This is a genomic window from Serratia sp. HNCC26DJ244, from assembly GCF_057180565.1.
This window is the reverse complement of sequence record NZ_JBXUGO010000007.1, coordinates 89,882-116,342: the sequence shown is the minus strand read 5'-3', so window position 1 is coordinate 116,342 and position 26,461 is coordinate 89,882. Positions and strand designations below refer to the sequence as shown.

Sequence of the window (26,461 nt, the reverse complement as noted above, 5' to 3'; positions counted from 1 at the left end):
CTTGTTAAAAACATATGCTATTCTTTATGTCTTGTCATAAATAATTCAACAATCTACTTGTTATTGAAAATGGTTCTCAACAAACAATAGCTGAAAGGTGTCAGCATCCTATTTTTATGATGTATGTCACAAAATCACCACTCAAGAATCGTTAAGCTCTTAACCATAGTAATAAGGGAGTAACCGGGCTGATAAACCACCCTATGTTGTCTCTCTCTTCTTAAAGTAGCCTGCTACCAAATCTTGTACTTGGTAAAGCTCTTTAAGTAAATCAGCAGGATGCGTGGTGGTAAGGTGTTTTTCAACCCACACTTTCCGCAACGTTGAAGATGGCAGGTCGATGCAGAATCGGGACTCGACACTCAAACGGCTTATTTACTGAAAGAGTTTAACATTTATCAGGAGAGCATTATGGCTGTAACGAATGTTGCTGAACTAAACGAGCTAGTCGCGCGTGTCAAAAAAGCCCAGCGTGAATATGCCAACTACTCACAAGAGCAAGTTGACAATATTTTCCGCGCTGCGGCCCTCGCCGCTGCTGATGCCCGTATTCCTCTGGCTAAAATGGCCGTTGAAGAATCCGGTATGGGTATTATTGAAGACAAGGTGATCAAAAACCATTTTGCTTCAGAATATATCTATAACGCTTATAAAGATGAAAAGACCTGCGGCATCCTTTCAGAAGATGATACTTTCGGTACCATCACCATCGCCGAACCTATTGGTCTACTGTGCGGTATTGTCCCCACCACCAACCCGACATCAACGGCCATCTTTAAAGCGCTGATCAGCCTGAAAACCCGTAACGGTATCATCTTCTCGCCACATCCACGTGCCAAGAACGCCACCAACAAAGCGGCAGATATCGTGCTACAAGCCGCCATTGCTGCTGGTGCCCCCAAGGATATTATTGGCTGGATTGACCAACCTACCGTTGACTTGTCCAACCAATTAATGCACCACCCTGACATCAACCTGATCCTGGCCACCGGTGGCCCAGGTATGGTTAAAGCCGCTTATAGCTCAGGTAAACCTGCTATCGGTGTTGGTGCCGGTAATACCCCGGTAGTCATCGATGAAACGGCCGATATCAAACGCGCTGTGGCATCTATCCTGATGTCAAAAACCTTTGATAACGGTGTTATCTGTGCTTCTGAACAGTCAGTTATCGTCGTTGATTCAGCCTATGATGCTGTTCGTGAGCGTTTTGCTTCCCACGGCGGCTATATGCTGCAGGGTAAAGAGCTGAAAGCGGTACAAGATATTATCCTGAAAAATGGTGGCCTGAATGCGGCTATCGTGGGTCAGTCTGCACCTAAGATCGCTGAAATGGCGGGTATCAAAGTCCCTGCCAATACCAAAATCCTGATTGGTGAAGTCAAAGTGGTTGACGAAACTGAGCCATTTGCTCATGAAAAACTGTCACCCACTCTGGCTATGTACCGTGCCAAAGACTTTGCCGATGCCGTCAGCAAAGCCGAAAAACTGGTCGCGATGGGTGGGATCGGCCACACCTCCTGCCTGTATACCGACCAAGACAACCAAACCGAACGTGTTGAGTTCTTCGGCGACAAAATGAAGACCGCACGTATTCTGGTGAATACCCCAGCATCTCAAGGGGGTATCGGTGACCTGTACAACTTTAAACTCGCGCCATCACTAACGCTGGGCTGTGGTTCATGGGGGGGTAACTCCATCTCTGAAAACGTCGGTCCAAAACACTTGATCAACAAGAAAACTGTAGCGAAGCGAGCAGAAAACATGTTGTGGCACAAACTTCCTAAATCAATTTATTTCCGTCGGGGTTCATTGCCTATCGCGCTGGAAGAAGTGGCTAGCGATGGGGCAAAACGCGCCTTTATCGTCACCGACCGCTACCTGTTCAATAATGGCTATGCAGATCAGATCACCAAAGTGCTGAAATCCCATGGCATTGAAACAGAAGTGTTCTTTGAGGTGGAAGCTGACCCAACGCTGAGCATCGTGCGCAAAGGTGCTGAGCAGATGAACTCCTTCAAGCCCGATGTCATCATCGCGCTGGGTGGTGGTTCACCAATGGATGCAGCCAAAATCATGTGGGTGCTGTATGAACATCCGGAAACCCATTTTGAAGATTTAGCACTGCGCTTTATGGACATCCGTAAGCGTATCTACAAATTCCCGAAAATGGGCGTGAAAGCGAAGATGATCGCGGTCACCACCACCTCCGGTACCGGTTCAGAAGTCACCCCATTTGCAGTGGTGACCGATGATGCTACCGGTCAGAAATACCCATTGGCTGACTATGCGCTGACCCCTGATATGGCCATTGTCGATGCCAATCTGGTGATGAACATGCCTAAATCCCTGTGTGCCTATGGTGGCTTGGATGCGGTAACTCACGCTCTGGAAGCTTACGTTTCGGTACTGGCGAACGAATACTCAGACGGTCAGGCACTGCAAGCACTGAAATTACTGAAAGAGTATCTGCCAGCCAGCTATAGAGACGGTGCCAAGAACCCGGTTGCTCGTGAACGTGTGCATAACGCTGCCACCATCGCGGGTATTGCATTTGCCAACGCCTTCTTGGGTGTGTGTCACTCAATGGCGCACAAACTGGGTTCAGAGTTCCATATCCCACACGGTCTGGCTAACGCCATGTTGATCGCTAACGTTATCCGTTATAACGCAAACGACAACCCAACCAAGCAGACTGCATTCAGCCAGTATGACCGGCCACAAGCGCGTCGTCGTTACGCTGAAATCGCTGACCATCTGGGGTTAAGTGCTGCTGGTGACCGTACCGCTCAGAAAATTGAAAAACTGCTGAAGTGGCTGGATGAGATTAAAACTGAACTGGGCATCCCTGCTTCAATCCGTGACGCTGGTGTACCAGAAGTTGATTTCCTGGCAAAAGTCGACAAACTGTCTGAAGATGCGTTTGATGACCAATGTACCGGTGCTAACCCACGCTACCCGTTGATTGCTGAACTCAAGCAAATCTTGATGGATACCTACTATGGCCACGCATTCAGCGAAGCACTAGAAGATACTGTGGTTGCTGCCCCTGTTGCCGCCAAAGCGGAAAAAAAGTCAAAGAAATAATCGGCTAGCGAACTAGCCCTGAATCACCAACGGCCCTCTACGGGCCGTTTTCTTTTTCTATATCCCCCATTTTTGTCACCTTATTGAGTTCGCTACCCATTTGCACCATTCAATGACTAAAAATTGGATTGAAATACACTTGACTTTGCATGCGCGAACTAGTTAACTAGTACACGAGTTCGGAGTGATAACCCTGTCTAGATGAGATATAGAGAGCAAATAAAATGATTAAACAAACTTCTCTTCTTCGTTGGTGGCGTCAATCTCAATCAAGGGTTGAGTGGTAACGCGTGCCTGTCATCTGACACTGCAAATTCCCGAAGCCCGCCGAAAGTAGCGGGCTTTTTTATGGACAAGATTTAACTGGACCCATGATGAACAATAAACCTCAGCTTCAACTATTTACCGCCCAGGCGGCTTACCGGAGTGACCCTACCGCCATTTTTCATCAGTTGTGTGGGGCTCGTCCGGCTACGTTGTTATTGGAATCGGCTGAAATCGACAGCAAGCAAAACCTGAAGAGTCTGCTGATTGTTGATAGCGCATTACGCATTACTGCCTTGGGTCGTCATGTCAATCTGCAAGCCTTGACAGCCAATGGCGCTGCATTGCTGCCACTATTGGACCAAGCGCTCCCTCGCGTGGTGCAGATCAAGGTGGTGCCTAATGGGCGTGAGTTGACCTTCCCAGCCATTGATAGCTTGCAAGATGAAGATGCTCGCCTGCGTTCACTGTCAGTGTTTGATGCACTGCGAGCGATACTGACATTGGTTGAAACTCCCGCTGATGAGCGTGAAGCCATGCTGCTCGGTGGGTTGTTCGCCTATGACCTCGTCGCCGGGTTTGAAGAGCTGCCAGAGGTTCGTCAAGAGCAACACTGCCCCGATTTCTGCTTTTATTTGGCTGAAACATTGCTGGTGCTCGATCATCAACATGCTGTTGCCCGTTTGCAAGCCAGTGCCTTCACCGGCGACCCCGCAGAGACATTACGTTTACAGCAGCGCCTTGAACAACTTCAAGGGCAACTGCAGCAGACGCCTCTCGCTATTCCCCAGCAAAAACTGGCGGATATGCAGTTACACTGTAACCAAAGTGATGAAGAGTATGCTGCGGTCGTCAGCAAACTACAGCAGGCGATTCGCCATGGTGAAATATTTCAGGTGGTTCCTTCGCGCCGGTTCTCGTTACCTTGTCCCAATCCGCTGGTTGCCTACCAGACTCTGAAGGAAAATAACCCAAGTCCCTATATGTTCTTTATGCAGGATAACCAATTCACCCTGTTTGGTGCCTCACCGGAAAGTGCTTTGAAATACGACGCCATCAGCCGTCAGATCGAAATTTACCCGATTGCCGGAACGCGCCCGCGTGGACGCCGTGCTGATGGCTCGCTGGATCGGGATCTCGATAGTCGTATTGAACTGGAAATGCGCACCGACCACAAAGAGTTGGCGGAGCACCTGATGTTGGTGGATCTGGCTCGTAACGATCTGGCTCGTATTTGTGAACCAGGCAGCCGTTATGTTGCTGACCTGACCCAAGTTGACCGCTACTCTTTTGTCATGCATCTGGTTTCTCGAGTTGTCGGCAAACTGCGTGGCGACCTTGATGTACTCCATGCCTATCAGGCCTGTATGAATATGGGCACCCTGAGTGGTGCGCCAAAAGTGAGAGCCATGCAACTGATTGCCGCCTCAGAAGGCACACGTCGTGGTAGTTACGGTGGTGCCGTCGGCTATTTTACCTCTCACGGCGATCTCGATACCTGCATCGTCATCCGTTCGGCCTATGTTGAAGACGGTATTGCCACCGTGCAAGCCGGCGCTGGCGTGGTGTTGGATTCAGTACCTCAGGCAGAAGCAGACGAAACACGGAATAAGGCGCGTGCCGTGTTACGTGCTATTGCCAGCGCACATCACGCCAAGGAGGTGTTCTGATGGCTGATATCTTATTGCTCGATAATGTCGACTCCTTTACTTATAACCTGGTTGATCAATTGCGCGCCAGCGGTCACCACGTAGTGGTCTATCGCAACCAGATTGCCGCAGATATCATCATTGACCGCCTGCAACAGATGAAAAACCCGGTGTTGCTGCTTTCCCCTGGCCCGGGGACGCCTGCCGATGCAGGCTGCATGCCAGAGTTATTGCAACGTATGGTTGGGAAAATGCCGATTATAGGTATCTGCCTTGGGCACCAGGCGATCGTAGAGGCGTATGGCGGCCATGTGGGTCAAGCTGGCGAAATTCTGCATGGCAAAGCGTCGGCCATCACTCATGATGGCGAAGGCATGTTTGCCGGCATGCCCAACCCACTGCCGGTAGCTCGCTACCATTCACTGGTGGGCAGCTGTCTCCCTGCCGAACTCACCGTCAATGCCCATTTCGGTGACATGGTGATGGCCGTTCGCCATGACCAACACCGCGTATGTGGTTTTCAATTTCACCCCGAATCGATTCTGACTATCCAGGGCGCCCGTTTGCTTGAGCAGACGCTGGCCTGGGTACTGGCGAAATAATTAAGGTAAATGACTATGCAACCTATTCTTGAAAAACTGTATCGCTCAGAGACGATGGATCAGTTGGAAAGCCAGCAACTGTTCAACGCCATTGTGCGTGGTGAGCTGGAACATTGCCAATTGGCCGCTGCGCTGATCAGCATGAAAGTGCGCGGTGAACGCCCAGAGGAGATTGCCGGTGCCGCGCAAGCATTGTTAGCCAATGCGCTCCCCTTTCCACGACCAGATTATGACTTTGCTGACATTGTTGGTACCGGAGGCGATGGCACCAACAGTATTAATATCTCTACGGCCAGTGCCTTTGTCGCTGCCGCCTGCGGAGCTAAAATCGCCAAACATGGTAACCGCAGTGTTTCCAGCCGTTCCGGTTCTTCTGATTTACTGGCGGCCTTTGGCATCAATCTGAATTTACCTGCAGAACAGTCACGCTTGGCGCTGGATGAACTTGGCGTATGCTTCCTGTTTGCACCGCAATACCACATCGGTTTTCGCCATGCGATGCCCGTTCGTCAGCAATTGAAAACCCGCACCGTGTTTAACGTACTGGGTCCACTCATCAATCCAGCACGCCCCCCTTTGGCGTTAATTGGTGTCTACAGCCCAGACCTGGTGCTCCCCATTGCCCAGACGCTGCGTGTGCTCGGTTACCGACGTGCTGCTGTGGTTCATGGCGGTGGCATGGATGAAGTGGCAATCCATACCACTACCCATGTCGCTGAGCTGCGTGATGGCGAAATTGAAAGTTATCAATTGTCGCCGAGTTCTTTTGGTTTAGAGAGTCACCCATTGTCAGCACTGCTGGGCGGAACACCTGAGGATAACCGTGATATTCTGAGCCGGTTATTACAAGGTAAGGGTGAGCGCGCTCATGCGGCAGCCGTGGCGGCTAACGTAGCACTGTTACTGAAATTATTCGGTCAGGAAGACCTGCGGCATAATGCGCAGCAGGCATTAGATATGCTCCACAGTGGGCAAGCTTACCAGCTTGTCACTGCCTTGGCAGCGAGAGGATAAATAATGCAGGAAACCGTACTTAACAAGATTGTGCGTGACAAAGTGCAATGGGTCGCGGCACGTAGCCAACAGCAACCACTGTCCAGCTTTCAACATGAGGTGGTGCCCACTACCCGCAATTTTTATCAGGCATTGCAAGGGCCTAAAACCGCCTTTATTCTTGAATGCAAAAAAGCCTCCCCTTCCAAGGGGTTAATTCGTGAGGATTTTGACCCGGTGGCTATCGCTTCGGTCTACCGGGAGTTTGCCTCAGCGATCTCGGTGCTGACTGATGAAAAGTATTTCCAGGGCAGCTTTGATTTTTTACCCCTGGTGAGCCAAGCAGCCACTCAACCGGTGCTGTGCAAAGACTTTATCATCGACCCTTATCAGATCTATCTGGCCCGTTATTACCAAGCTGATGCAATTCTCCTGATGTTGTCGGTGTTAAATGATGAACAATATCGTCAGTTGGCCGCCGTAGCTCATAGCCTGAATATGGGGGTGTTGACTGAAGTCATCAGCGAGGACGAACTGCAACGTGCCATACAGCTTGAAGCTCGGGTGATTGGCATCAACAACCGTGACCTGCGCGATCTCTCCATTGATTTGAACCGTACCCGTTTGCTGGCTCCACAGGTACCAGCAGGGGTAACTGTGATTAGTGAATCCGGCATTAACAGTTACCGGCAGATCCGTGAACTCAGCCAGTATGCCGATGGTTTTTTGATTGGCAGCGCACTAATGTCAGAAAACAACTTACGCCGTGCCGTGTGCCGCGTTACCTTAGGTGATAATAAAGTCTGCGGTTTGACCCGGCCCCAAGATGCGGCGGCTGCTTACCAGGCCGGTGCCAACTATGGTGGGTTGATCTTCGTCAGCCGCTCACCGCGTTATCTGGATGTCGGCCGCGCAAGAGAAGTGCTCACTGGTGCACCATTGAAATATGTCGGTGTATTCTGCGATGAGCAGATAACGAAGGTGGCACAAACTGCCGAACAGCTTGGTTTGCATGCCGTGCAATTACACGGTATGGAAGATCAAAACTATATCAACGCGTTGCGAACCCAACTCCCCGCAAGCTGCCAGATCTGGAAAGCACTGAGCGTCAAGGCATCTTTGCCAGACCGCAATCTACAATATGTTGACCGTTACCTGCTGGATAATGGTGCAGGCGGTACTGGAATGCGTTTTGATTGGTCACTGCTGCCTGGGCAATCGCTCGATAACGTGATGCTGGCCGGTGGTTTAAACGCCGATAACTGTGAGGATGCCGCATTACTGGGTAGTGTTGGCCTGGATTTCAATTCGGGCGTTGAGCAGCAACCCGGCATCAAAGATGCTTCACGCCTGGCGGCAGTTTTCCAGGCTTTGCGCAACTATTGATCTTTTCATAGATAATAACGGGAAAAATAATGGCCTTACTTAACCCTTACTTTGGCGAATTTGGTGGGCAATACGTACCACAAATTCTGATGCCGGCGTTAAAACAACTTGAAGAAGCCTTTGTCAGCGCGCAGCGTGACCCAGAGTTTCAAGCAGAATTTATCGACTTACTACGCAACTACGCGGGGCGGCCAACTGCGCTAACACTGTGTAAAAATCTGACTGCAGGTACTAAGACCAAGCTCTACCTGAAGCGTGAAGATCTGCTACATGGTGGCGCGCACAAAACCAACCAGGTACTGGGCCAAGCGCTGTTGGCCAAGCGTATGGGTAAAACCGAGATCATCGCAGAAACCGGCGCCGGTCAACATGGTGTCGCCTCTGCACTTGCCTGTGCCCTGCTCGGCCTCAAATGCCGCATCTATATGGGTGCCAAAGACATTGAACGCCAATCGCCAAACGTGTTCCGTATGCGTTTGATGGGTGCGGAAGTGATCGCCGTACACAGTGGTTCTGCCACATTAAAAGACGCCTGTAATGAAGCCCTGCGTGACTGGTCTGGCTCCTATGAAAAGGCTCACTATATGTTGGGTACTGCTGCCGGTCCTCACCCCTTCCCGACCATCGTCCGTGAATTCCAACGTATGATTGGTGAAGAAACCAAACGCCAAGTGTTGGAGCGTGAAGGTCGCCTACCTGACGCCGTCCTGGCTTGTGTCGGTGGTGGCTCCAACGCCATCGGCATGTTTGCGGATTTCATTGATGAAAGCAGTGTTGGCCTGATTGGCGTTGAACCCGCCGGTCTGGGTATCGAAACCGGTCAACATGGCGCACCGCTGAAGCATGGCCGCATCGGTATCTACTTCGGGATGAAATCGCCGATGATGCAAACCTCTGAAGGGCAGATCGAAGAGTCCTATTCAATTTCTGCCGGGCTGGATTTTCCTTCTGTCGGCCCACAGCATGCCTATCTGAACAGTATTGGCCGCGCAGAATACGTTTCTATTACTGATGAAGAGGCTCTGGACGCCTTTAAAGCGCTTTCTCGCCACGAAGGGATTATCCCGGCACTGGAGTCCTCTCATGCTCTGGCACATGCCCTGAAAATGGTGCGTGAAGCCCCGGAGAAAGAGCAAATTCTGGTGGTTAACCTATCTGGCCGCGGCGACAAAGACATATTTACCGTTCACGATATTTTGCAAGCACGGGGAGAAATCTGATGGAACGATATCAGCAACTGTTCAAGCGCTTAGAACATAATAAAGAAGGTGCGTTCGTCCCATTTGTTACCCTGGGGGATCCAAACCCGGCGTTATCACTAAAAATCATTGATACCTTGATAGAAAACGGTGCCGATGCCCTGGAGTTGGGGATCCCCTTCTCAGATCCTCTCGCTGACGGCCCAACCATTCAAAATGCCACACTACGTGCTTTTGAGGCTGGGGTGACACCCACACAATGTTTCGAAATACTGGCGGCAATACGCCAGAAACATCCCCAGATCCCCATTGGCCTACTGATGTATGCCAACCTGGTATTCCATCGTGGTATTGATGCATTTTACCAGCGTTGCGCTGAGGTCGGGGTTGACTCGGTATTGGTAGCTGATGTGCCGTTCGAAGAATCGGCACCCTTTCGTGCCGCCGCAACCCGCCATGGCATCGCTCCCATCTATATTTGCCCACCCAATGCTGATGATGATTTGCTGCGCAACATTGCTTCCCATGGCCGTGGTTATACCTATCTGCTTTCACGCGCCGGGGTGACAGGAGCCGAAAGTCGCGCGCAGTTACCACTGCACCATTTGGTAAATAAGCTACGTGAATATAACGCACCACCACCATTACAAGGGTTTGGCATCTCTGAGCCTTCTCAAGTTAAGGAGACCTTACAAGCGGGGGCCGCGGGGGCAATCTCTGGCTCCGCTATTGTCAAAGTCATCGAACAGAACCTGGCTCAACCTGATGATATGTTAGCTAAATTAGGGGACTTTGTTCGCAGAATGAAAACGGCAACGCGCGTATAATCTCTTCTATTATGACCGGATAACGCACGCTATCCGGTCATCATCAATTCACTCGTCCCGATTCAAGTTGCCGTTCACGAGTAAATTGAATTAACTAATACAACAAATAATTCGAGTTGCTCGTAGACGGCCAGACCGAGAGTCTCCAGGAGCATAGATAACCATGTAACTGGTACGAACGTATGCAGCCAACACCCAAGCAGCTTGAAGGATGAAGTGTATATCAGTCATAGCAATAACACATGGCATGGAGTGTCACTTATGAAACTGTTTAAAACTTTTTATGCATTATGTCTGGCTGCAATGTTAGCCATGTCGCTGGCCGCCTGCGCACCCACAGCAAAATCAGAAGGAACGGGTGGTTATATTGACGATACGGTAATCACCACCAAAGTGAAGGCCGCACTGCTGGCAAATAAAAGTATTCGATCAACGGAAATCAACGTCGAAACCTTTAAAGGGCAGGTACAATTGAGTGGTTTCGTCAGTTCCAAAGCAGATGCTTCTCATGCTGTGCAAGTGACTCGTGGTGTAGCCGGCGTCAAATTAGTAAAAAACAATATGCTCATTAAGTAATGGCTAGAGGGAGGCGCCAAAAGCGCCTCCTGAACGGACTGATTTAAAAGCGATAACCTGCGCCAAACATAAACACAAAGGGATCGAGACGAGTGTCAATACTCTGACTTTGCCCGGCAACATCAAAGCGTACATCGGTTTTGATATCCATCCACCAGACTGACATATTCAGCATCCAGTGCTCATCCAGGTTGTAATCCAGGCCAGCCTGCCCCGCTACACCCCAAGAGTTTTTCAGATCCAGATTACTCACACCGGCACTGTTACCATAGTCGTTAAACTTCTCATCAAAGAACATGGTGTAATTGACACCGATACCCAAGTAAGGACGCAGTTTGTCCTGCTTATCACCAAAATAGTACTGCGCCATCAGGGTCGGCGGTAAATGCTCGACTGTCGCAATGGTTCCATTAACAGCGGAACCATTGAGCGAAACTGAATGGCGGAAAGGGGTGGCAGCCAACAGCTCAACACCAATGTTATCGGTGACCATATAACCAAGGGTCAGCCCTAATTGTGTATTGTTATTAACATCGAAAGAGCCCTGCCCCAGAACATTATCGGAGCCGGCATTCGGACGTACGGTTGCCGTACCTGCACGGACCAAGAAATCACCAGCTTGATGCGCGCTTGCTAACATCGGGGTCAGCATGGTAGCCAATATCACCAGAGTTGTCTTTTTCATTATCCATTCCATTTTTGTGGTTTATATCCAGGTTAAATATACCTATTTACAGCGAGTTATGATCCAATCGAGATCACATCTTGTGCCTAGAGTTGTAAATTTCCACCAAAAACAACAATTAACAGAATCGAAATAAAAACCTATTTTGATGTAAATCAAAAATCATAACTTGCCAGTGAACGGATCGATATGAAATTACAGTTGCTCAAACCGCTGCCATTTTCGTGGCTGATACAATAATCGCAGAAGAAATCAGCGCTGAGTATTTCACGGGGTGCAACAGCAGCACAGAACAGGGTACAATTACACACTGATTTATTTTGCTATCGACACCAAGGAGTCCGCATGCCTATCACGGCCAGCATGTTATACCGTGACAGTTTTAACTTTTTCCGTAACCAGGTGGTCGGTATCTTGCTGATAGCCCTGCTGACGGCATTTATTTCTGTGTTGCTTAATCAGGCTTTAAAGCCCGATGCTGAGCAGTTAGAACTGTTGAATGCCACAAAGAATGATTTAACCGCCACAGCAGGAATGGGGCTCCAGGAAATCGTTCAAACTATGACGCCAGAACAGCAAATATTGTTTTTGAAACAATCTGCTGCCGCACTCGTCTCCGCTTTGGTGGGCAATGCGTTACTGGTGGGGGGAGTTCTCACGTTAATAGGCATGGTATCTGCAGGCCATACCACCAGTGCATTACGAGCGATGGGGAGTTCTTTGCCACAATTACCCGGCTTACTGCTGATGTTGTTTATCTGTGCCCTTCTGATCCAATTAGGTATTACGCTGTTTATTGTGCCGGGTTTGATCCTGGCTATCTCGTTCTCATTAGCTCCGGTGATTTATTTTGCTGACCGCCCTGGCATCTTTGCTTCTCTCAGGCAGAGCTGCAAACTGGCTTTTGCCAATGCCCGAGTGATCGTCCCGGCAATGATGCTGTGGTTAGCCGCTGAATTTCTGGTACTGTTTATGATCAGTCAGTCATCGTTAACACGTGAGGTTGCCAGCATAGTGTTGACTGCATTAAGCAATCTGATTTCCGCACTATATCTGATTTATCTATCCCGTCTGTATATGTTACTGCGTAACTGATCATTACCAAGCAGGCACGATTTTTTCAACCCCGTGCCTGCTTTTGAACCTGAGTTCTTAAGAATACACCCACCTGCTCATTATTTAACCAGGCAAAACCAAAGATTACGCCGTAAAATCCACCTGTTTTTCTTTGCTTTTTTAACTCTTTTGTAAAAAAAGGTGCAAGTTTGAGCGAACGATCAAAAATAAGAGCCCAAATATAAAAAAATTATTCTCTTTCGAAAAAAGTTTATGTAATACTTATGACGCTACATGGAGATTAACTTAATCTAGAGGGTGTTATAATGAATCGTACTAAACTGGTACTGGGCGCGGTAATCTTAGCTTCTACTATGCTGGCTGGTTGCTCAAGCACTGCTAAATTGGATCAACTGTCTTCTGACGTTCAGACTCTGAACTCTAAAGTTGACCAACTGAGCAACGACGTGAACGCAGTTCGTGCTGACGTTCAAACTGCTAAAGACGAAGCAGCGCGCGCTAACCAGCGTCTGGACAACATGGCTCACGCTTACAAAAAGTAAGATAGTCTATGTTAATAAAACGGCGCTTAGTGCGCCGTTTTTTTTGCTTATAAGCTCCACTATATCGCATTTTAGTCCACTCACTACCAGCCACAAAAAAGGGCCGACAGATGCCAGCCCCCTTCTTGTTAACCCATTAGCCAAGCATTTTAACCCACTTAACTGATTGATGGTTCAAGCCTGTAATTAGCTCCTATAAGGCGCTACAAGCTGTTTAAATGCTATTGCCCTACACTGACCAGCACCGGTATGCCAGAACGCCGTTCCATCGCGCTGTCGAATTTTGCTCTATCTGTCTGCCCATCAGCAGCAAATGCTTTCTTACTACTAGAAAGCAGGATTGGCATAGTCTGTGGATCATCACTCTCTACTTTCGACAAAGGCTGATGAACTTCTACATAACGTTTACCATCCGGCTCAACAGAGGCTTTCACTGGCTCATTGATAATCTGTACTCGTGTTCCTGCTGACACCATATTGAACAGCGCTTCAATGTCATCTGGACGCAAACGAATACAACCCGAGCTAACACGCATGCCAATACCGAAATTAGCATTGGTACCGTGAATCAGATAATTGCCCCCTGCCATGGACAGACGCATAGCAAACAACCCCATCGGATTTTCAGGCCCTGCCGGTACCACAGCAGGTAACGTGATACCGTCTGCAAGATAGCGCTTACGAATATTAGGCGTCGGTGTCCAGGTAGGGTTACGAATCATCTGACTGATTGACGTCACCTTCAGCGGTGTATGCATACCCGTCTGACCAATACCGATCGGATAGACAATCACTTTGTTTTCACCTGGCGGGTAATAGTAAAGACGCAGTTCCGCAAGATTCACCACAATCCCTTCCCGCGGCGTATCTGGCAACAGCATCTGCAGTGGGATAGTCAACGCCGAACCCGGCTTTGGCAGGTAAGGGTCAGTCCCCGGATTAGCTTCTAACATTCCCAATAGGCCCACTTTGAACTCAGCAGCAATGGCTTCCAAGGAACGGCCATCCTTAGTGACGTTATAGACCTTATTTTCACCAATCAGACGGCTGCCTGGCGGTGGTAATGGATATTCGTTTACATTAGTGGCTTGGGCACCGGTCACTACCGTAGCCAACAGCACACCAATTAAAGTCAACACACGTTTCATTCTCATCCCTACAATTATCACGGTTTATTGCTGGTTATCGGCAGTTTGCCAGTGAATAAATTTGACTAATACCATTGCAATAGTAGCAAGAATAAGTTCAAAGGCAACAAGTCACCTAGAAATCAATATGTTATACACTAACCATCATCAGTATTGTCAATGAATCGTCAACAACTAACTTAATGAAAGATCACTGTTTTAGCTTGGCAAGGAAAACAGTGAACCGAATTGTAAATTCTCATTGACATAATATGAGCCTGCATCTGCCCTGTCTCTTGCCACCCTGAGTAAACAAACACCGAAAAGCTCACTGAACCGCGCGCAGAGGATGACTTGAAAAATCATGAGGAATTACGGTAAGATAAGGACTTGATCAAACAGTATAATCTCTGCTCAGCGTCCTCTTAGTTAAATGGATATAACGAGCCCCTCCTAAGGGCTAGTTGCAGGTTCGATTCCTGCAGGGGACACCATCACACCGTTCGCCAACATCCTCAGAAGTTCGTTAAACCCCCGTAAAATCAGCACTTAGTGTAATCAATGTTCGTTAATGTTCGCAATGGATCGTTGATAGCCGCACTATTTAGCGGGTAAAAAACGGGTAAAGTATTTTACCCACCGGAATTTTACCCATGCTCACGGTCGAACACATAGCCCGGCAAAATCTGGAATTCCGGCTTACACCCCAAGGGGCTTATCACCGGAAAAGTATTTTCCTGGCTTATCTACGCTAATAAGCGAGAGCCACTCGTCGTACCATTTTAATGGGCTGGAAGCTTCAGTTTTTCAACACTAACTTCATCACCGATGTTAATTCTCATTAGGTCCTCTCCAACCACTAGCGGCCCCTTATATGTCTCTCTGGTAAGAGGGATCAAGTCATCGGCGCTAGGTGCCGGAAAGGAACTATTACCTAAAAGAACAATATGGGTATATACAGCGAGCTTTGGCTTGACAGCACTAAATACTCTCCCTGCATCATCCGGCGGGGTATGAAGTGCGACGATACCTCTAGCCGCCTCAGATTGAGCTAATAATTCTTTATTTCCTGCGGTCACTTCGTGAATAAGAACATCCGTACCTTTGGCATGTTTTATCAAGTTTTCATTAAAGCGCGTATCACCAGAGATAACAACTGACTTCCCAGCATAATCTACTCGATAACCGAATGCCGGGGTAAGGTCAGAATGTCCGTGATCGACAAGAAATGCAGTCACCACGACGCCATTTCGATTAAAAACAACACCTTCTTTAATTTCTGTGGCATTAAAGCCAATAACAGGATTTCCTGGACCATTTTCCCTGCCGCGAATATCCCAATCAAATGCTTTCCTCAAATACATCATCATATTTTGAGTACCTTCAGGTCCATAAATTTCTAATGGTGTCTTACGTCCACCATAGGGTGTTGCAACATAGCCATTCAACCAAATATCAGGGATATCCACTGTATGGTCGGAATGAAGATGTGTCAGGAAAAATGGACCGGCTTTACCAATAGGAATACCTAGCTGCCATAACCGTTTGGCAGTGCCAGCCCCAGCATCGAAAATCATTTTTTCCGGCCCCGCCTCTACGAGTGCACTTGAACCAAAGCGCTGAATAGAGGGTTCTGGAGTTCCTGTACCAAGCAAGGTGACTTTTATCGAAGGTTTGCTTTCCGCAAGGGAAGGTTTGTTTTCTGCCAAGGCAGAAGGCGCATTCAGTAACATTGCAGTGATAACAATATTAAACAGAGTAAATTTCAATTTTGAATTTTTCTTAAAAAACATATGATTAACCATTTTCGGTAACATATTTCACTCAACACAATTAAGGTTGTGCGTAAATATTTATCTTAAGTTCATTGGTCAGACGATACCTATCGTCATTCATGGCACCTGGGTATGGGCTGAACGCTATCTGCACAGTCACATAGTGCTCTATGCGTCTGGTGCTTCGCTCAGCTCTCCCCTAGTTGCATCTTGAATCAACTTGGGTTAATGCCTAACACAACACTTGTGTGAATTTTATATTTATTAAGTTACACAGGGCGGTATCTCATACCGAGATATAATACTTATACCTTTTATTAACTTTACAACCATTGGCACAGAGTCATATCTTTCAACATGGATTTTGCCGATGGCCTTCAATCAATATCTTTAACTTTATGTTAGGTAAAAGATATAATTTTAAGCAAAGTTAATACTAATGAAATAAAATTTCACTTATTAGTAAAAAGCACCCCGTATAACAGAGGATTTGTTTATTCTCGGAAAACACATAATCGAAGATGTAGCCGGAGGGTGGTTGGAGAGATAACTCTTGGCGGAGGGAAACGTAACCGTAAGTGCGGAACAATGAGCAGGGACTGAATAAAGAACAACATTCCCAGCCCAAATATCACTGCTTCAAACATCACTGGTGATGCCGCCATTAGCAGTTTGGCACCAAGTTTACATGAAACAGAGGAAGTGGTATCTACATCACTGTTAATAGAATGTTGGTTTACGCTTACATTAGATGATTCAACGGCAAGTTGTAACGGATGAAATACGGCCATTCGCTGTGTTACGCAAGTTAACACAACTAAGCAAGTTAAGTATAAAAACCATTTCGCAATTCGCTGGCGCGCAATCATTCGTTAGCTACTTATTATTTCAGATTGGGTGACAGTATCCTTTTTTAGTTTTTTTTGCAATGAAACTAAAAAACAGAACTGTCAAATTACGTAAATTCCATATTTAATGACTCGGCTCGTCCCTAAGCCTCGCCACCTTTATTGCTATTTACGCCAGCACCTTACTCCAGCACCGCAGTGGTCAGGCGTGAGGTGCAGCATAGACGATCACGATCATCGAAAATTTCTATCTGCCACACCTGATTGCGGCGCCCAATATGCAAGGCACGGCAAACACCGCGCACCTGCCCTTTAAATACCGCCCGAATATGATTGGCATTAATCTCCAACCCCACTAGCTTCTGATCCCCCTCGGTGCATAAATAACCGGCCATGGAACCCATCGATTCCGCCAGTACCACCGAAGCACCACCATGTAACAGACCAAATGGCTGAGTGGTACGGTGATCTACTGGCATAGTTGCCTCCAGGTAATCCTCTGCCATATGAGTGAATTGGATCCCCACATGGCCTACCATGCAACCTTCACCGGTCTGGTTAAGTTGTTCCAACGTTATTTCGCGCTTCCACAGCTTCACACTATTATCTCCAACAAAGCCTGTAATGGATGACGTAACCGATTACCTTCCATACGTTTCACCTGACTACGACAAGAGTAACCCGTTGCCAGGCAGCGTTGCTGTGGCAAGCGTTGTAGCGCCTGATGCCATGATAACTGATAGATACCGAGCGAATTTTGTTGGTTTTTGGCTTCGTGCCCATAGGTTCCCGCCATACCACAACAACCTACATTCACATTTTCCAGTTTGGCACCCAAACAGGCAAAGATGGCGCTCCATTGCCCAGCGCTCGCCGGTAGCTCGGTGGTTTCAGTACAGTGCCCAAGCAGATACCATGCCTCCCCTTCCGCTGTTGGTTGTGGTTGACGTGCCGCCAGCAAGGGTTGTAGCCACTCATGTACCAGCTGTACCTGGAAACTCCCCCGACTATCGCCAAGAATTTCTTGATATTCATCGCGATAGCACAGTACCAATGCAGGGTCGACCCCCACCATCGGCAAACCTAATTTGGCCACCCGGTTGAGGAAATCCGCGGTTTTACGTGCTGTTTTGGCAAAATACGCCAAAAAGCCTTTGATATGTTGCGCTTTTCCATTTGGCGAGAAAGGCAGCAGCACCGGTTGGTAGCCCAATTTCTCAACCAGGCGAACAAAATCAGCCACCACCTGTGCATCGTAATAGCTGGTAAAGGGATCTTGCACCACCAGCACATACTGTTGGCGCTGTGCTTCACTCATCGCTTCTAACTGCTCCAGCGTGGTACTGACGGCACCATGGCCAGCAAGTTGCTGACGCAACGTTGGGCTGGAAAGCAGCGGTAAATCCACCATACCGATCGTACGACGGCTCAGTTCACCCACCCACGGTTGTTTAAAGAAAAAATTAAACACTTTCGGCGCTTTGGCCATCAATGGGGTATAGCCTTCTACGCCAGCAACCATATAGTCACGCACCGGCCGTAAATAACGTGTGTGATAGAGCTGTAAAAAGCGTGAGCGGAAACTCGGTACATCGATTTTAATCGGGCATTGCGTTGAACAGGCTTTGCAAGCCAAGCAACCTGACATGGCTTCTTTCACTTCATGGGAGAAGTCATACTCGCCTTTTGCCGCCTGCCAAGAGTTACGCGTTTTTTCGATCAATGAGCGGAAACTGAGTCGCTGTTGTGGCAACTGCTTTTCCAGGGCAAGTGGGTCACAGCCCTGCTCCGCCAGCAGACGCAACCATTCACGAACCAAGGCTGCCCGCCCTTTCGGTGAGTGGATCCGGTTGCCAGTGATCTTCATTGATGGGCACATTGGGCTGTTAACATCAAAGTTGAAGCACAACCCATTACCGTTACACTCCATGGCACCACGGAACGAGAGACGGGTATCCAGCGGGATCTGGCGATCCAGTGTGCCGCGTTTCTGCGCATCCACTTTCATCATCGGGGCATCCACACCCAGTGGTGGGCAAATCTTGCCTGGGTTAAGGCGATTAAGCGGATCAAATGCCGCCTTAATGCGCCGCAACTCTTGATAAAGCGTCTCACCAAAGAATGCCGGGCTGTATTCCGCCCGGAAACCTTTACCATGTTCCCCCCATAACAACCCACCATACTTGGCTGTCAGAGCAACTATTTGGTCAGATAACTGCTTCATGAGCACTTCTTGCTGCGGATCACACATGTCCAAGGCCGGGCGCACATGTAACACACCCGCATCAACATGGCCGAACATGCCATAGCTCAGGTTATGGCTGTCGAGTAGTTGACGGAACTCACTAATATAATCCGCCAGATGTTGCGGAGGTACACAAGTATCTTCGGCAAACGGGATGGGTTTAGCTTGCCCTTTAGCATTTCCCAGCAGCCCTACTGCCTTTTTGCGCATATTGTAAATACGCTCGATACTACTGAGGTCACCGCATATCTGATAACCAATCACCCCAGACTGCTGCGTAGCGATCAATTCATCCAAGCGTTGACAGAGCGACGATACTTGGCTATCGATAATGGAGCTATCATCGCCAGCAAACTCGACGATGTTCAACCCCAGCATCTCTTTATCCACCACATTGGTGATTAACTCACTAACCGAATGCCAGACAATATCTTCACGGGCCAAATTGAGCACTTTAGAATCAATCGTTTCTACCGATAAGGCGTTGGCTTCCACCATAAACGGGGCATTACGCAGCGCGGAATCAAAAGAGTCATATTTTACGTTGACCAAACGGCGTACCTTCGGCAGCGGGGTAATATCCAGCCGTGCTTCCGTAATAAATGCCAAGGTGCCTTCGGCCCCGGTGAGAATACGGGTCAGATCGAAGGTTTGCAGGTCGTCACTCAAAACATGGCGCAAATCGTAGCCGGTAAGGAAGCGGTTAAGTTTGGGGAATTTTTCTAAAATCAAGGCTCGCTGCTCACGGCAACGGTTTAGCACTGTATTATAGATACGCCCTTCGGGTGTCTCTTCCTGGGCAATGGTTTCCGCCAACGGGGTGGGCATCGCGCGGGTATCGATCATCTCCCCTCCCAACAATACTGCCCGCAACCCCAGCACGTGATCCGACGTTTTACCATAAACCAGTGACCCCTGGCCGGAAGCATCGGTATTGATCATCCCCCCCAGCGTGGCTCGGTTACTGGTGGATAATTCTGGCGAGAAAAAATAACCGAAGGGTCGCAGATACTGATTAAGCTGGTCTTTGATCACCCCAGCTTCAACCCGGACCCAACCTTGCTCTGGGTTGATTTCCAGGATGCGGTTCATGTAGCGCGACATATCAACCACAATGCCACTGTTAAGGGATTGGCCGTTAGTACCGGTACCGCCGCCGCGTGGGCTGAAAGTCAGCGCTTTGAAACGCTCATCCTCCGCCAAACGCGCCAGTAATGCCACATCTGCCGTTGAACGGGGGAACAGCACTGCATCAGGTAATAACTGATAGATACTGTTGTCCGTTGCCATCGTTAAGCGGTCTGCATAACTGGTGGCCATATCGCCGCTGAATCCGTTCTGTTTTAGCGCTGCTAAAAAATCGACTACCCGTTGAACGATTCCGGGTGACTGAGAAATCTGTGGGATCATTCGCTTTTTTGACCCTGTCTGTTTTTTAATTGCATGATGATAACCAACTGCATGGGTGCAGGTGGCAACGAAATAAATTGGGGAATACGCCTATATTCACAACTACCCCTATTTTTTATGGTCAGTAAAAACTAACATACTCCATTTCGTGAACGCATTCACATTATCATAAAGTGAGAGCAACAGAAGCGGTTGCCGTTAAGCGCTCTGCCAACTGTGAAAATTGCTGCAAATGCACCATGATGAAAGCGTAAAGGTTTTAACTGAAACAGGATGAAAATGCATTCATGACACAACTGCAACGCCGATACGATTTACCCACGATTATTTTTGGTGTGTTGTTTATCGCCATTATGATTCTTGCCAGTTTTTGGGTAGTACAACCGTTTATTCTTGGCTTTGCCTGGGCCAGTATGGTGGTGATTGCCACTTGGCCGCTGTTGATTAAGCTACAACGTATGCTCTGGGGTCGCCGCTCCCTCGCCGTAGTGGTGATGACCATCCTACTGCTTTTACTGTTTGTTCTCCCTATTGCACTTTTGGTTAGCAGTGTGGTGGATAACAGCGCCCCACTCCTGGAGTGGGTGAATACCCCCAGTAAAGTCAATATTCCTGAATTAGCCTGGTTACGCGATATTCCGCTGATCGGGGAGCGGGTATATAGCAGCTATCATCTGTCAATCAATACAGGTGGCAGCGCATTGATTGCTAAAGTGCAACCTTACCTCGGTCAGACAGCCACCTGGTTTGTCACCCAGGCAGCTCATATTGGCCGTTTCCTGATGCACTGCGTGTTGATGGTATTATTCAGTGCCTTGTTGTATGCCCGAGGGGAACAGGTTGGTATGGCTATTCGCCACTTTGCCGTGCGTCTTGGTGCTGCCAGAGGTGATGCCGCCGTAGTACTCGCTGGGCAAGCTATCCGCGCCGTGGCTCTCGGGGTGGTTGTAACCGCATTGGTACAATCAGTGCTGGGAGGCATTGGTTTAGCGATTGCCGGTATTCCCGCCGCGACCTTGCTGTCAGTATTGATGTTTATATTTTGTGTTGCTCAATTGGGGCCATTATTGGTCTTAATCCCTGCCATTATCTGGCTGTATTGGAGTGGCGATACGACCTGGGGGACAGTGTTGTTGATATGGAGTTGTGTGGTGGGTACCTTGGACAACGTCCTGCGCCCAGCATTGATCCGCATGGGCGCCGACTTGCCATTGATTCTGATTCTTTCCGGCGTTATCGGTGGTTTACTGGCCTTTGGTATGATCGGTCTGTTTATTGGCCCGGTGGTTCTGGCGGTCTCTTATCGCCTGATCAGCGCCTGGGTTAATGAAGCACCAGAGCCGATTACTGCGCCAATGGATGCCGAAAAAGAGCCGGAACAGCAATAAATAGCGCCAACAATAAATGTCAAAAGCCGCCACATCCCGTGACGGCTTTTTGAGCTCAATGCACCAGCAACTAGCTTCTCTGCGCTAAACGTACCCTGGTTTGCACCACCGTATCGGGATTGAGGGATAAACTATCTATGCCCTGGTCCATCGAATCACCTTAGAAAGCAGTGCATTAAGCGCACCGTTACATTCATAAAACAATTCAGAAACCACACCGGAGTCACGATCAAGCCCCAACGTTAACTGGGTTATATCGTTAGAGCGATAGGGAAAATACAGCGTCTTTTGCTCTTACTACAGCGACGGCGTTATTTGATACGTAGTTTTTTTTGAACACTGTCGGTGGCGTTTTTATCCGCATCAATCAGCAGAACCTGCTCTCTACAGTTGAATTCGGCGGTTTTTAGGTTATTGTGAGCAACATCACTTCCCGGTACTTCTACCGTCGCGAAGAACAGCTTTCAGAGAAAACCATGCACAAAACAGATGAACTGCGGACTACGCGCATCGATAGCCTTATCACGCCAAAATCACTGGCTGAAAAATTACCCATCACACCCTCAGTCGCACAATGCGTGACAACGTCACGTGACGCTATCGGAAAAATCCTGACCGGTGAAGATAAACGCTTGCTGGTGGTGATTGGCCCTTGTTCCATCCATGACTTGGATGCCGCAACCGATTATGCTCATCGCCTGCATTCCCAGCGCCAGCATTATCAAGATCGCTTGGAAATCGTGATGCGTACCTATTTTGAGAAACCACGCACCGTAATCGGCTGGAAAGGGCTGATATCCGACCCTGACCTGGATGGCAGTTATCAGGTCAACCGTGGGATTGAAATGGCCCGTAAGCTGCTGCTGGAAGTGAACCAGCTTGGCCTGCCGACCGCCACGGAGTTCTTGGATATGGTGACCGGGCAGTATATTGCCGACCTGATCAGTTGGGGAGCTATCGGGGCCAGAACCACGGAAAGCCAGATCCACCGTGAAATGGCCTCAGCACTCTCCTGCCCGGTAGGTTTTAAAAATGGTACCGATGGCAATACCCGAATCGCCATTGACGCCATCCGCGCCGCTCGCGCCGGGCATCTATTTCTATCACCCGACAAACAGGGGCAAATGACGATTTATCAAACCAGCGGTAACCCTTACGGCCACATCATTATGCGTGGTGGTAAAAAACCGAATTATCATGCCGAAGATATTGTTGCCGCTTGTGATAGTCTGCGCGAATTCGATCTCCCTGAGCAGTTAGTGATTGATTTCAGTCACGGCAATTGCCAGAAATTACACCGTCGCCAATTGGATGTCGCTGAAGATATCTGCCAACAAATTCGCGCCGGCTCAATGGCAGTCGCCGGGGTCATGGCAGAAAGTTTTCTGGTGGAAGGAACACAAAAAGTTGTGTCTGGTCATACATTGACTTATGGTCAGTCCATCACTGACCCCTGCCTGAGTTGGTCTGATAGCGAGCGGTTGCTGGCTATGCTAGCTGATGCGGTAGATAGCCGTTTCTGATCTGTGGCAGAAAAAGACACAACCTTAAGCGCAACTTGAATGATGATGGATACGTACCTTCTACCCAGTAATAAGTCAGAAGTTGCTATCCATCAAATGCGACGTGCTTGCCAGTAAACTTTACGCCAATAGCTATTATTCAATGACGACCGCGTCACACCTCTGCTGGTTGACGCATGAATAAATTGATCATCGGTATCATAAATACCCACATGCAATCCATTCTCACCACTGCCAGTTTTGAAAAATACCAAGTCACCCGGTAGCAGCTCATCACGAGAAACTTTAGTTCCTAACTCCGTCTGCTGCTCGGTAGAACGCGGCAATTGCATATCAAAGCGATCACGGAAAGTACGGTAAACAAAACCGGAGCAATCAACACCATTACGATCCAAGCCCCCATAGCGATACGGGGTACCATGCCATTGATTCAATTGCTCATTGAGTTTTGCCACCACCACTATCGAGTCTGATAAACGGCCACTCGGTGGCGGTGCCTGGCTACTGCAACCAGCAAGAATTAAACAAGCTAATAAAAACCATATGCGCATCGCATTGTTCTCTTCACTGATATACTCGTCATCCTTCAAGTTGCTTGGGTGTTAGCTGCTCTCTGTCACCCCAGTCACATAGTCAGCTATGCTCCTGGGGATTCCATCGCTGGCTGCCTACAAGCAACTCGAATTATTTAGCGTATACATTGCTGGATTTATACTGCCCAAGTCTTACCCTGAGCCCCGATATACAACGGATTATTTGGGGTTAATTTATCTCTGTGTATAACCAAAAAGCAAATTTTGCAAGAAATATATCTGCTGTTATTTAAGCAGCAGATATCAATATAAGCAAAAGGTGTTTGTTTATTTAGGGCGAGATTCTACTGGGTTGCGGCTATTAATCAACCAGACGCCAAACAGAATAAGCAACGTACCTAGCGTTTTAAACAATGTCACTGGCTCATTAATCCAGGGTAGGAGCACCGCGCCTAAATAAACTAAGGCATAACTGACGCTCAATAACGGATAAGCCCGGTTTAACGGCAGATAACGCAAGGCAAAGAACCAACATAACATCGACAAAGCGTAGGCAAAGATCCCGCCAGCTACTGCCAGCAAGACCAACCAATATTGCTGCAAAAATGACAAGGTCATTTCAGCGAGAGATAATAATGGGATCTGGGTCATCCCCCACTTCATTAGCAACTGCGCCAACGTCACCAAGAGGACGCTGGCAGCCCCCCATAGGTAACCTTTCATAAATCAAGGCTCATCAGTAATATCCCCAACATGATAGATGCGACACCACACCAATGGCGTGGTGTCGTCGGTTCATTAAACAGCCAGCGTGCCGCCAACGTCACCAGCACAAAATTAAAGCTGATCATCGGATAAGCCAAGCTGAGTGGCAAACGCTGTAACACATTAAGCCAAAACAACATCCCCAGGCCCAGAAAAACAATCGCCGCAGCCAGCCAACGCAAAGTCACTGCCAACCGCCGTTCAGAGACTTGTTGCCAGGACTGTGCAGCCTGCTTCTGGCATAATTGCCCTGCGCAAGTCAGCAGGCAGACCAGGATCACTAAAAAATAAGCCATCAGGGTTGCTGCTCATACCATAACAAAGCCAGACGGTGCGTCGTAGTCACACTATCGGGCTTGGGTAGGCTGGATGATATCTGCTCATTACGGGAAAGCTGTAGTACCAAAGCAACCGCCCCTTGCTTACGCGCCTGTGCCAACCACTGGGGGAAATCCTGCTCACTGACGTAATGGTCGCGTGCATCAGGATAACTCAGCCCGTAGGCCACCTCGCCTTTCGCACTAAACATCAGTACGTCGCTACGTTTCAGCTCCCAAGCCAGGCTGGCAGCCACGCCGACGTTATCAGCAAGCACAAACTTGCTCTCTCGTAGTGGAATCATATTGGCAGCAATAAACTCTTGCGGTTGTTTCGAGTTAATCACTTGCTGTGGAATGCTATAACCAATTAATAAACACAGCACCACCGGGCAAGCCGCCGCCCAAGGCCAATAACGGGCATTATCACGGGTAGAAACGACAGCAAACAACAACCAACTGGCAAAAGCGATCACGCCTAAAACAATTTTTGGCCACTCTTCAGAAGAAAACAAATGTACATTCGGTAGCCAACCTGACACCAGTACCAACAGGGCCAGAATGCCGACTACACCAAATAACCCATTGATGATGGCATTCGCCTTGAATACCCCACGGCGCAATTGAGCCATACAATCATCAGCATAAGCTGCCATCAGCAATGCCAGCGGTGCCATGCAAGATAGGATATAAGTCAGCAGTTTGCCTTTAGCAATACTGAAAAATATTAGCGGCATCACTACCCAACTGAGTAAAAAGAATAACTCAGGAGCGCGAACACGTTCACGCCAACCTTTCAATAATGAGCCTGGTAATAACGCTACCCAAGGCAGCACAGCGGCAATCAGAACTGGAATGTAATACCAGAATGGCGCTTTATGCTGTGCATTCTCCTCAGCAAAACGCTGAATATGCTCTATCCAGAAAAAGTAATGCCAGTAATCCGGCTCACGCTGTGCCACTGCCAATGCCCACGGCAAACTAACCAGCACCGCGACCACCACAGCGATCGGACCATAACTGAATAGCTCTTTAAATTTCCGTTGCTGGATAACAATCGGGATAACCGCAATTACCGGTACCGCAAGGGCTAGAAACCCTTTGGTCATAAAGCCCATACCACAAGCCAGCCCCAGCAAAATAAAGCCGCCCAGTTTACCTTTGCCGGTGGTTGCGTTCAGTGCCAGATAATAACTGACCATCGCTGCGGTAAGCCACAATGCGATCATCGGATCAAGCACGCTGTAGGTTCCGATACCGAAAACCAAGAACATCGACAAGAAAATCAGGGCTGCCAGACAGGCTCTACGGGCGTTTTTCCACATCAACCAGGCTAAGGCAAAGACCAATAGCGCGGTCAGGGCAGTACTCAATACGGAAGCAAAACGGACAGAAAAATTGTTGTCACCAAACAACCACTGACTGATATTGTTAAACCAGTAACCTGCTACCGGTTTTTCAAAATAGCGCAAACCAAGCAAATTGGGCACCACCCAATCGCCCTTTGCCAACATTTCACGGCTAATTTCTGCATAACGGGTTTCATCCGGCTGCCAGAGTTGGCGCCCGTTAAGCGGGATCAAATAAACTAAAACAAAAAAAATGGCTAAGATGATAGCCCAGGTTCCTTTTAGCGCTTTCATTGA

At 48.5% G+C, this 26,461-nt stretch carries 20 protein-coding genes, 1 tRNA gene, 2 pseudogenes and 1 other annotated feature; of the genes and pseudogenes, 12 read left to right on the top strand and 11 right to left on the bottom strand.

Annotation, left to right across the window (positions count from 1 at the left end):
- The first annotated feature begins 411 nt into the window (after positions 1 to 411).
- The 7 genes and pseudogenes from adhE to AC2A06_RS08180 all read left to right on the top strand — a co-directional run bounded on the left by adhE (position 412) and on the right by AC2A06_RS08180 (position 10,580).
- Entirely contained in the window at positions 412 to 3,084 is a 2,673-nt protein-coding gene (adhE, locus tag AC2A06_RS08210; protein WP_484379964.1) for a bifunctional acetaldehyde-CoA/alcohol dehydrogenase, read from the top strand.
- A 245-nt stretch (positions 3,085 to 3,329) separates the two neighbouring features.
- Positions 3,330 to 3,434 (top strand) — a sequence feature (Trp leader region).
- 21 nt (positions 3,435 to 3,455) lie between these two features.
- Complete coding sequence (locus AC2A06_RS08205) at positions 3,456 to 5,018, top strand: anthranilate synthase component 1 (protein WP_484379963.1); 1,563 nt, start codon at positions 3,456 to 3,458, stop codon at positions 5,016 to 5,018.
- A pseudogene (trpD, locus tag AC2A06_RS08200) lies at positions 5,018 to 6,613 on the top strand (bifunctional anthranilate synthase glutamate amidotransferase component TrpG/anthranilate phosphoribosyltransferase TrpD). Before AC2A06_RS08205 ends, trpD begins: the two are co-directional and overlap by 1 nt.
- A 3-nt stretch (positions 6,614 to 6,616) precedes the next feature.
- Complete coding sequence (gene trpCF, locus AC2A06_RS08195; protein WP_484379962.1) at positions 6,617 to 7,978, top strand: bifunctional indole-3-glycerol-phosphate synthase TrpC/phosphoribosylanthranilate isomerase TrpF; 1,362 nt, start codon at positions 6,617 to 6,619, stop codon at positions 7,976 to 7,978.
- A 26-nt stretch (positions 7,979 to 8,004) separates the two neighbouring features.
- A complete protein-coding gene (gene trpB / locus AC2A06_RS08190; RefSeq protein WP_484379997.1) occupies positions 8,005 to 9,198 on the top strand; it encodes a tryptophan synthase subunit beta in 1,194 nt (397 codons plus the stop codon).
- Positions 9,198 to 10,004, top strand: coding sequence for a tryptophan synthase subunit alpha (gene trpA / locus AC2A06_RS08185; protein WP_484379961.1), 807 nt, complete (start codon positions 9,198 to 9,200; stop codon positions 10,002 to 10,004). The genes trpB and trpA overlap by 1 nt, the downstream gene beginning before the upstream one ends.
- 261 nt (positions 10,005 to 10,265) lie before the next feature.
- The gene (locus tag AC2A06_RS08180; RefSeq protein ID WP_484379960.1) at positions 10,266 to 10,580 is read left to right on the top strand and encodes a BON domain-containing protein; all 315 of its coding nucleotides are present in this window, start codon (positions 10,266 to 10,268) and stop codon (positions 10,578 to 10,580) included.
- 43 nt (positions 10,581 to 10,623) lie between these two features.
- Here AC2A06_RS08180 and ompW read toward each other — a convergent pair whose 3' ends face one another.
- Positions 10,624 to 11,265: an outer membrane protein OmpW gene (ompW, locus tag AC2A06_RS08175; RefSeq protein WP_023490002.1), complete on the bottom strand. Its 642-nt coding sequence runs from the start codon at positions 11,263 to 11,265 to the stop codon at positions 10,624 to 10,626.
- 345 nt (positions 11,266 to 11,610) lie between these two features.
- Here ompW and AC2A06_RS08170 point away from each other — a divergent pair, with 345 nt between their 5' ends.
- On the top strand, positions 11,611 to 12,360 hold the full coding sequence (locus tag AC2A06_RS08170; RefSeq protein WP_484379959.1) for a YciC family protein: 750 nt from the start codon (positions 11,611 to 11,613) through the stop codon (positions 12,358 to 12,360).
- Positions 12,361 to 12,647: 287 nt separating this feature from the next.
- Positions 12,648 to 12,884 carry a major outer membrane lipoprotein gene (locus tag AC2A06_RS08165; protein WP_484379958.1) on the top strand — a complete coding sequence of 79 codons (237 nt, stop codon included), beginning with the start codon at positions 12,648 to 12,650 and terminating at the stop codon, positions 12,882 to 12,884.
- A 221-nt stretch (positions 12,885 to 13,105) separates the two neighbouring features.
- Here the strand turns inward: AC2A06_RS08165 and AC2A06_RS08160 are convergent, their stop codons facing one another.
- The gene (locus AC2A06_RS08160; RefSeq protein ID WP_023490005.1) at positions 13,106 to 14,032 is read right to left on the bottom strand and encodes a L,D-transpeptidase family protein; all 927 of its coding nucleotides are present in this window, start codon (positions 14,030 to 14,032) and stop codon (positions 13,106 to 13,108) included.
- Positions 14,033 to 14,430: 398 nt separating this feature from the next.
- Here AC2A06_RS08160 and AC2A06_RS08155 point away from each other — a divergent pair.
- Positions 14,431 to 14,505 (top strand) — tRNA-Arg (locus tag AC2A06_RS08155).
- A gap of 288 nt (positions 14,506 to 14,793) precedes the next feature.
- On the opposite strand, the gene AC2A06_RS08150 is transcribed toward AC2A06_RS08155, so the two are convergent.
- From AC2A06_RS08150 to ydiJ, 4 genes are all read right to left on the bottom strand, one after another.
- Complete coding sequence (locus AC2A06_RS08150; protein ID WP_484379957.1) at positions 14,794 to 15,828, bottom strand: MBL fold metallo-hydrolase; 1,035 nt, start codon at positions 15,826 to 15,828, stop codon at positions 14,794 to 14,796.
- Between the two features lie 452 nt (positions 15,829 to 16,280).
- Positions 16,281 to 16,655 carry a copper resistance protein gene (locus AC2A06_RS08145; protein ID WP_484379956.1) on the bottom strand — a complete coding sequence of 125 codons (375 nt, stop codon included), beginning with the start codon at positions 16,653 to 16,655 and terminating at the stop codon, positions 16,281 to 16,283.
- A gap of 161 nt (positions 16,656 to 16,816) precedes the next feature.
- On the bottom strand, positions 16,817 to 17,233 hold the full coding sequence (gene menI, locus AC2A06_RS08140; protein ID WP_023490298.1) for a 1,4-dihydroxy-2-naphthoyl-CoA hydrolase: 417 nt from the start codon (positions 17,231 to 17,233) through the stop codon (positions 16,817 to 16,819).
- Positions 17,230 to 20,289 carry a D-2-hydroxyglutarate dehydrogenase YdiJ gene (gene ydiJ / locus AC2A06_RS08135; RefSeq protein WP_484379955.1) on the bottom strand — a complete coding sequence of 1,020 codons (3,060 nt, stop codon included), beginning with the start codon at positions 20,287 to 20,289 and terminating at the stop codon, positions 17,230 to 17,232. The genes menI and ydiJ overlap by 4 nt, the downstream gene beginning before the upstream one ends.
- Before the next feature lie 287 nt (positions 20,290 to 20,576).
- Here ydiJ and ydiK point away from each other — a divergent pair, with 287 nt between their 5' ends.
- A complete protein-coding gene (gene ydiK, locus AC2A06_RS08130) occupies positions 20,577 to 21,677 on the top strand; it encodes an AI-2E family transporter YdiK (protein WP_484379954.1) in 1,101 nt (366 codons plus the stop codon).
- Between the two features lie 70 nt (positions 21,678 to 21,747).
- On the opposite strand, the pseudogene AC2A06_RS08125 reads toward ydiK, so the two are convergent.
- A pseudogene (locus AC2A06_RS08125) lies at positions 21,748 to 21,953 on the bottom strand (putative PEP-binding protein); the annotation flags it as partial.
- A gap of 200 nt (positions 21,954 to 22,153) precedes the next feature.
- Between AC2A06_RS08125 and AC2A06_RS08120 the strand changes: the two are divergent.
- The gene (locus AC2A06_RS08120) at positions 22,154 to 23,200 is read left to right on the top strand and encodes a 3-deoxy-7-phosphoheptulonate synthase (RefSeq protein ID WP_484379996.1); all 1,047 of its coding nucleotides are present in this window, start codon (positions 22,154 to 22,156) and stop codon (positions 23,198 to 23,200) included.
- Between the two features lie 92 nt (positions 23,201 to 23,292).
- On the opposite strand, the gene AC2A06_RS08115 is transcribed toward AC2A06_RS08120, so the two are convergent.
- The 4 genes from AC2A06_RS08115 to arnT all read right to left on the bottom strand — a co-directional run bounded on the left by AC2A06_RS08115 (position 23,293) and on the right by arnT (position 26,458).
- Positions 23,293 to 23,751 carry an NlpC/P60 family protein gene (locus AC2A06_RS08115; protein WP_484379953.1) on the bottom strand — a complete coding sequence of 153 codons (459 nt, stop codon included), beginning with the start codon at positions 23,749 to 23,751 and terminating at the stop codon, positions 23,293 to 23,295.
- Between the two features lie 309 nt (positions 23,752 to 24,060).
- Entirely contained in the window at positions 24,061 to 24,456 is a 396-nt protein-coding gene (gene arnF / locus AC2A06_RS08110) for a 4-amino-4-deoxy-L-arabinose-phosphoundecaprenol flippase subunit ArnF (protein WP_484379952.1), read from the bottom strand.
- Positions 24,453 to 24,794 carry a 4-amino-4-deoxy-L-arabinose-phosphoundecaprenol flippase subunit ArnE gene (arnE, locus tag AC2A06_RS08105; RefSeq protein WP_484379951.1) on the bottom strand — a complete coding sequence of 114 codons (342 nt, stop codon included), beginning with the start codon at positions 24,792 to 24,794 and terminating at the stop codon, positions 24,453 to 24,455. Before arnE ends, arnF begins: the two co-directional genes overlap by 4 nt.
- Positions 24,794 to 26,458: a lipid IV(A) 4-amino-4-deoxy-L-arabinosyltransferase gene (gene arnT / locus AC2A06_RS08100; protein ID WP_484379950.1), complete on the bottom strand. Its 1,665-nt coding sequence runs from the start codon at positions 26,456 to 26,458 to the stop codon at positions 24,794 to 24,796. Before arnT ends, arnE begins: the two co-directional genes overlap by 1 nt.
- Positions 26,459 to 26,461: the final 3 nt, after the last annotated feature.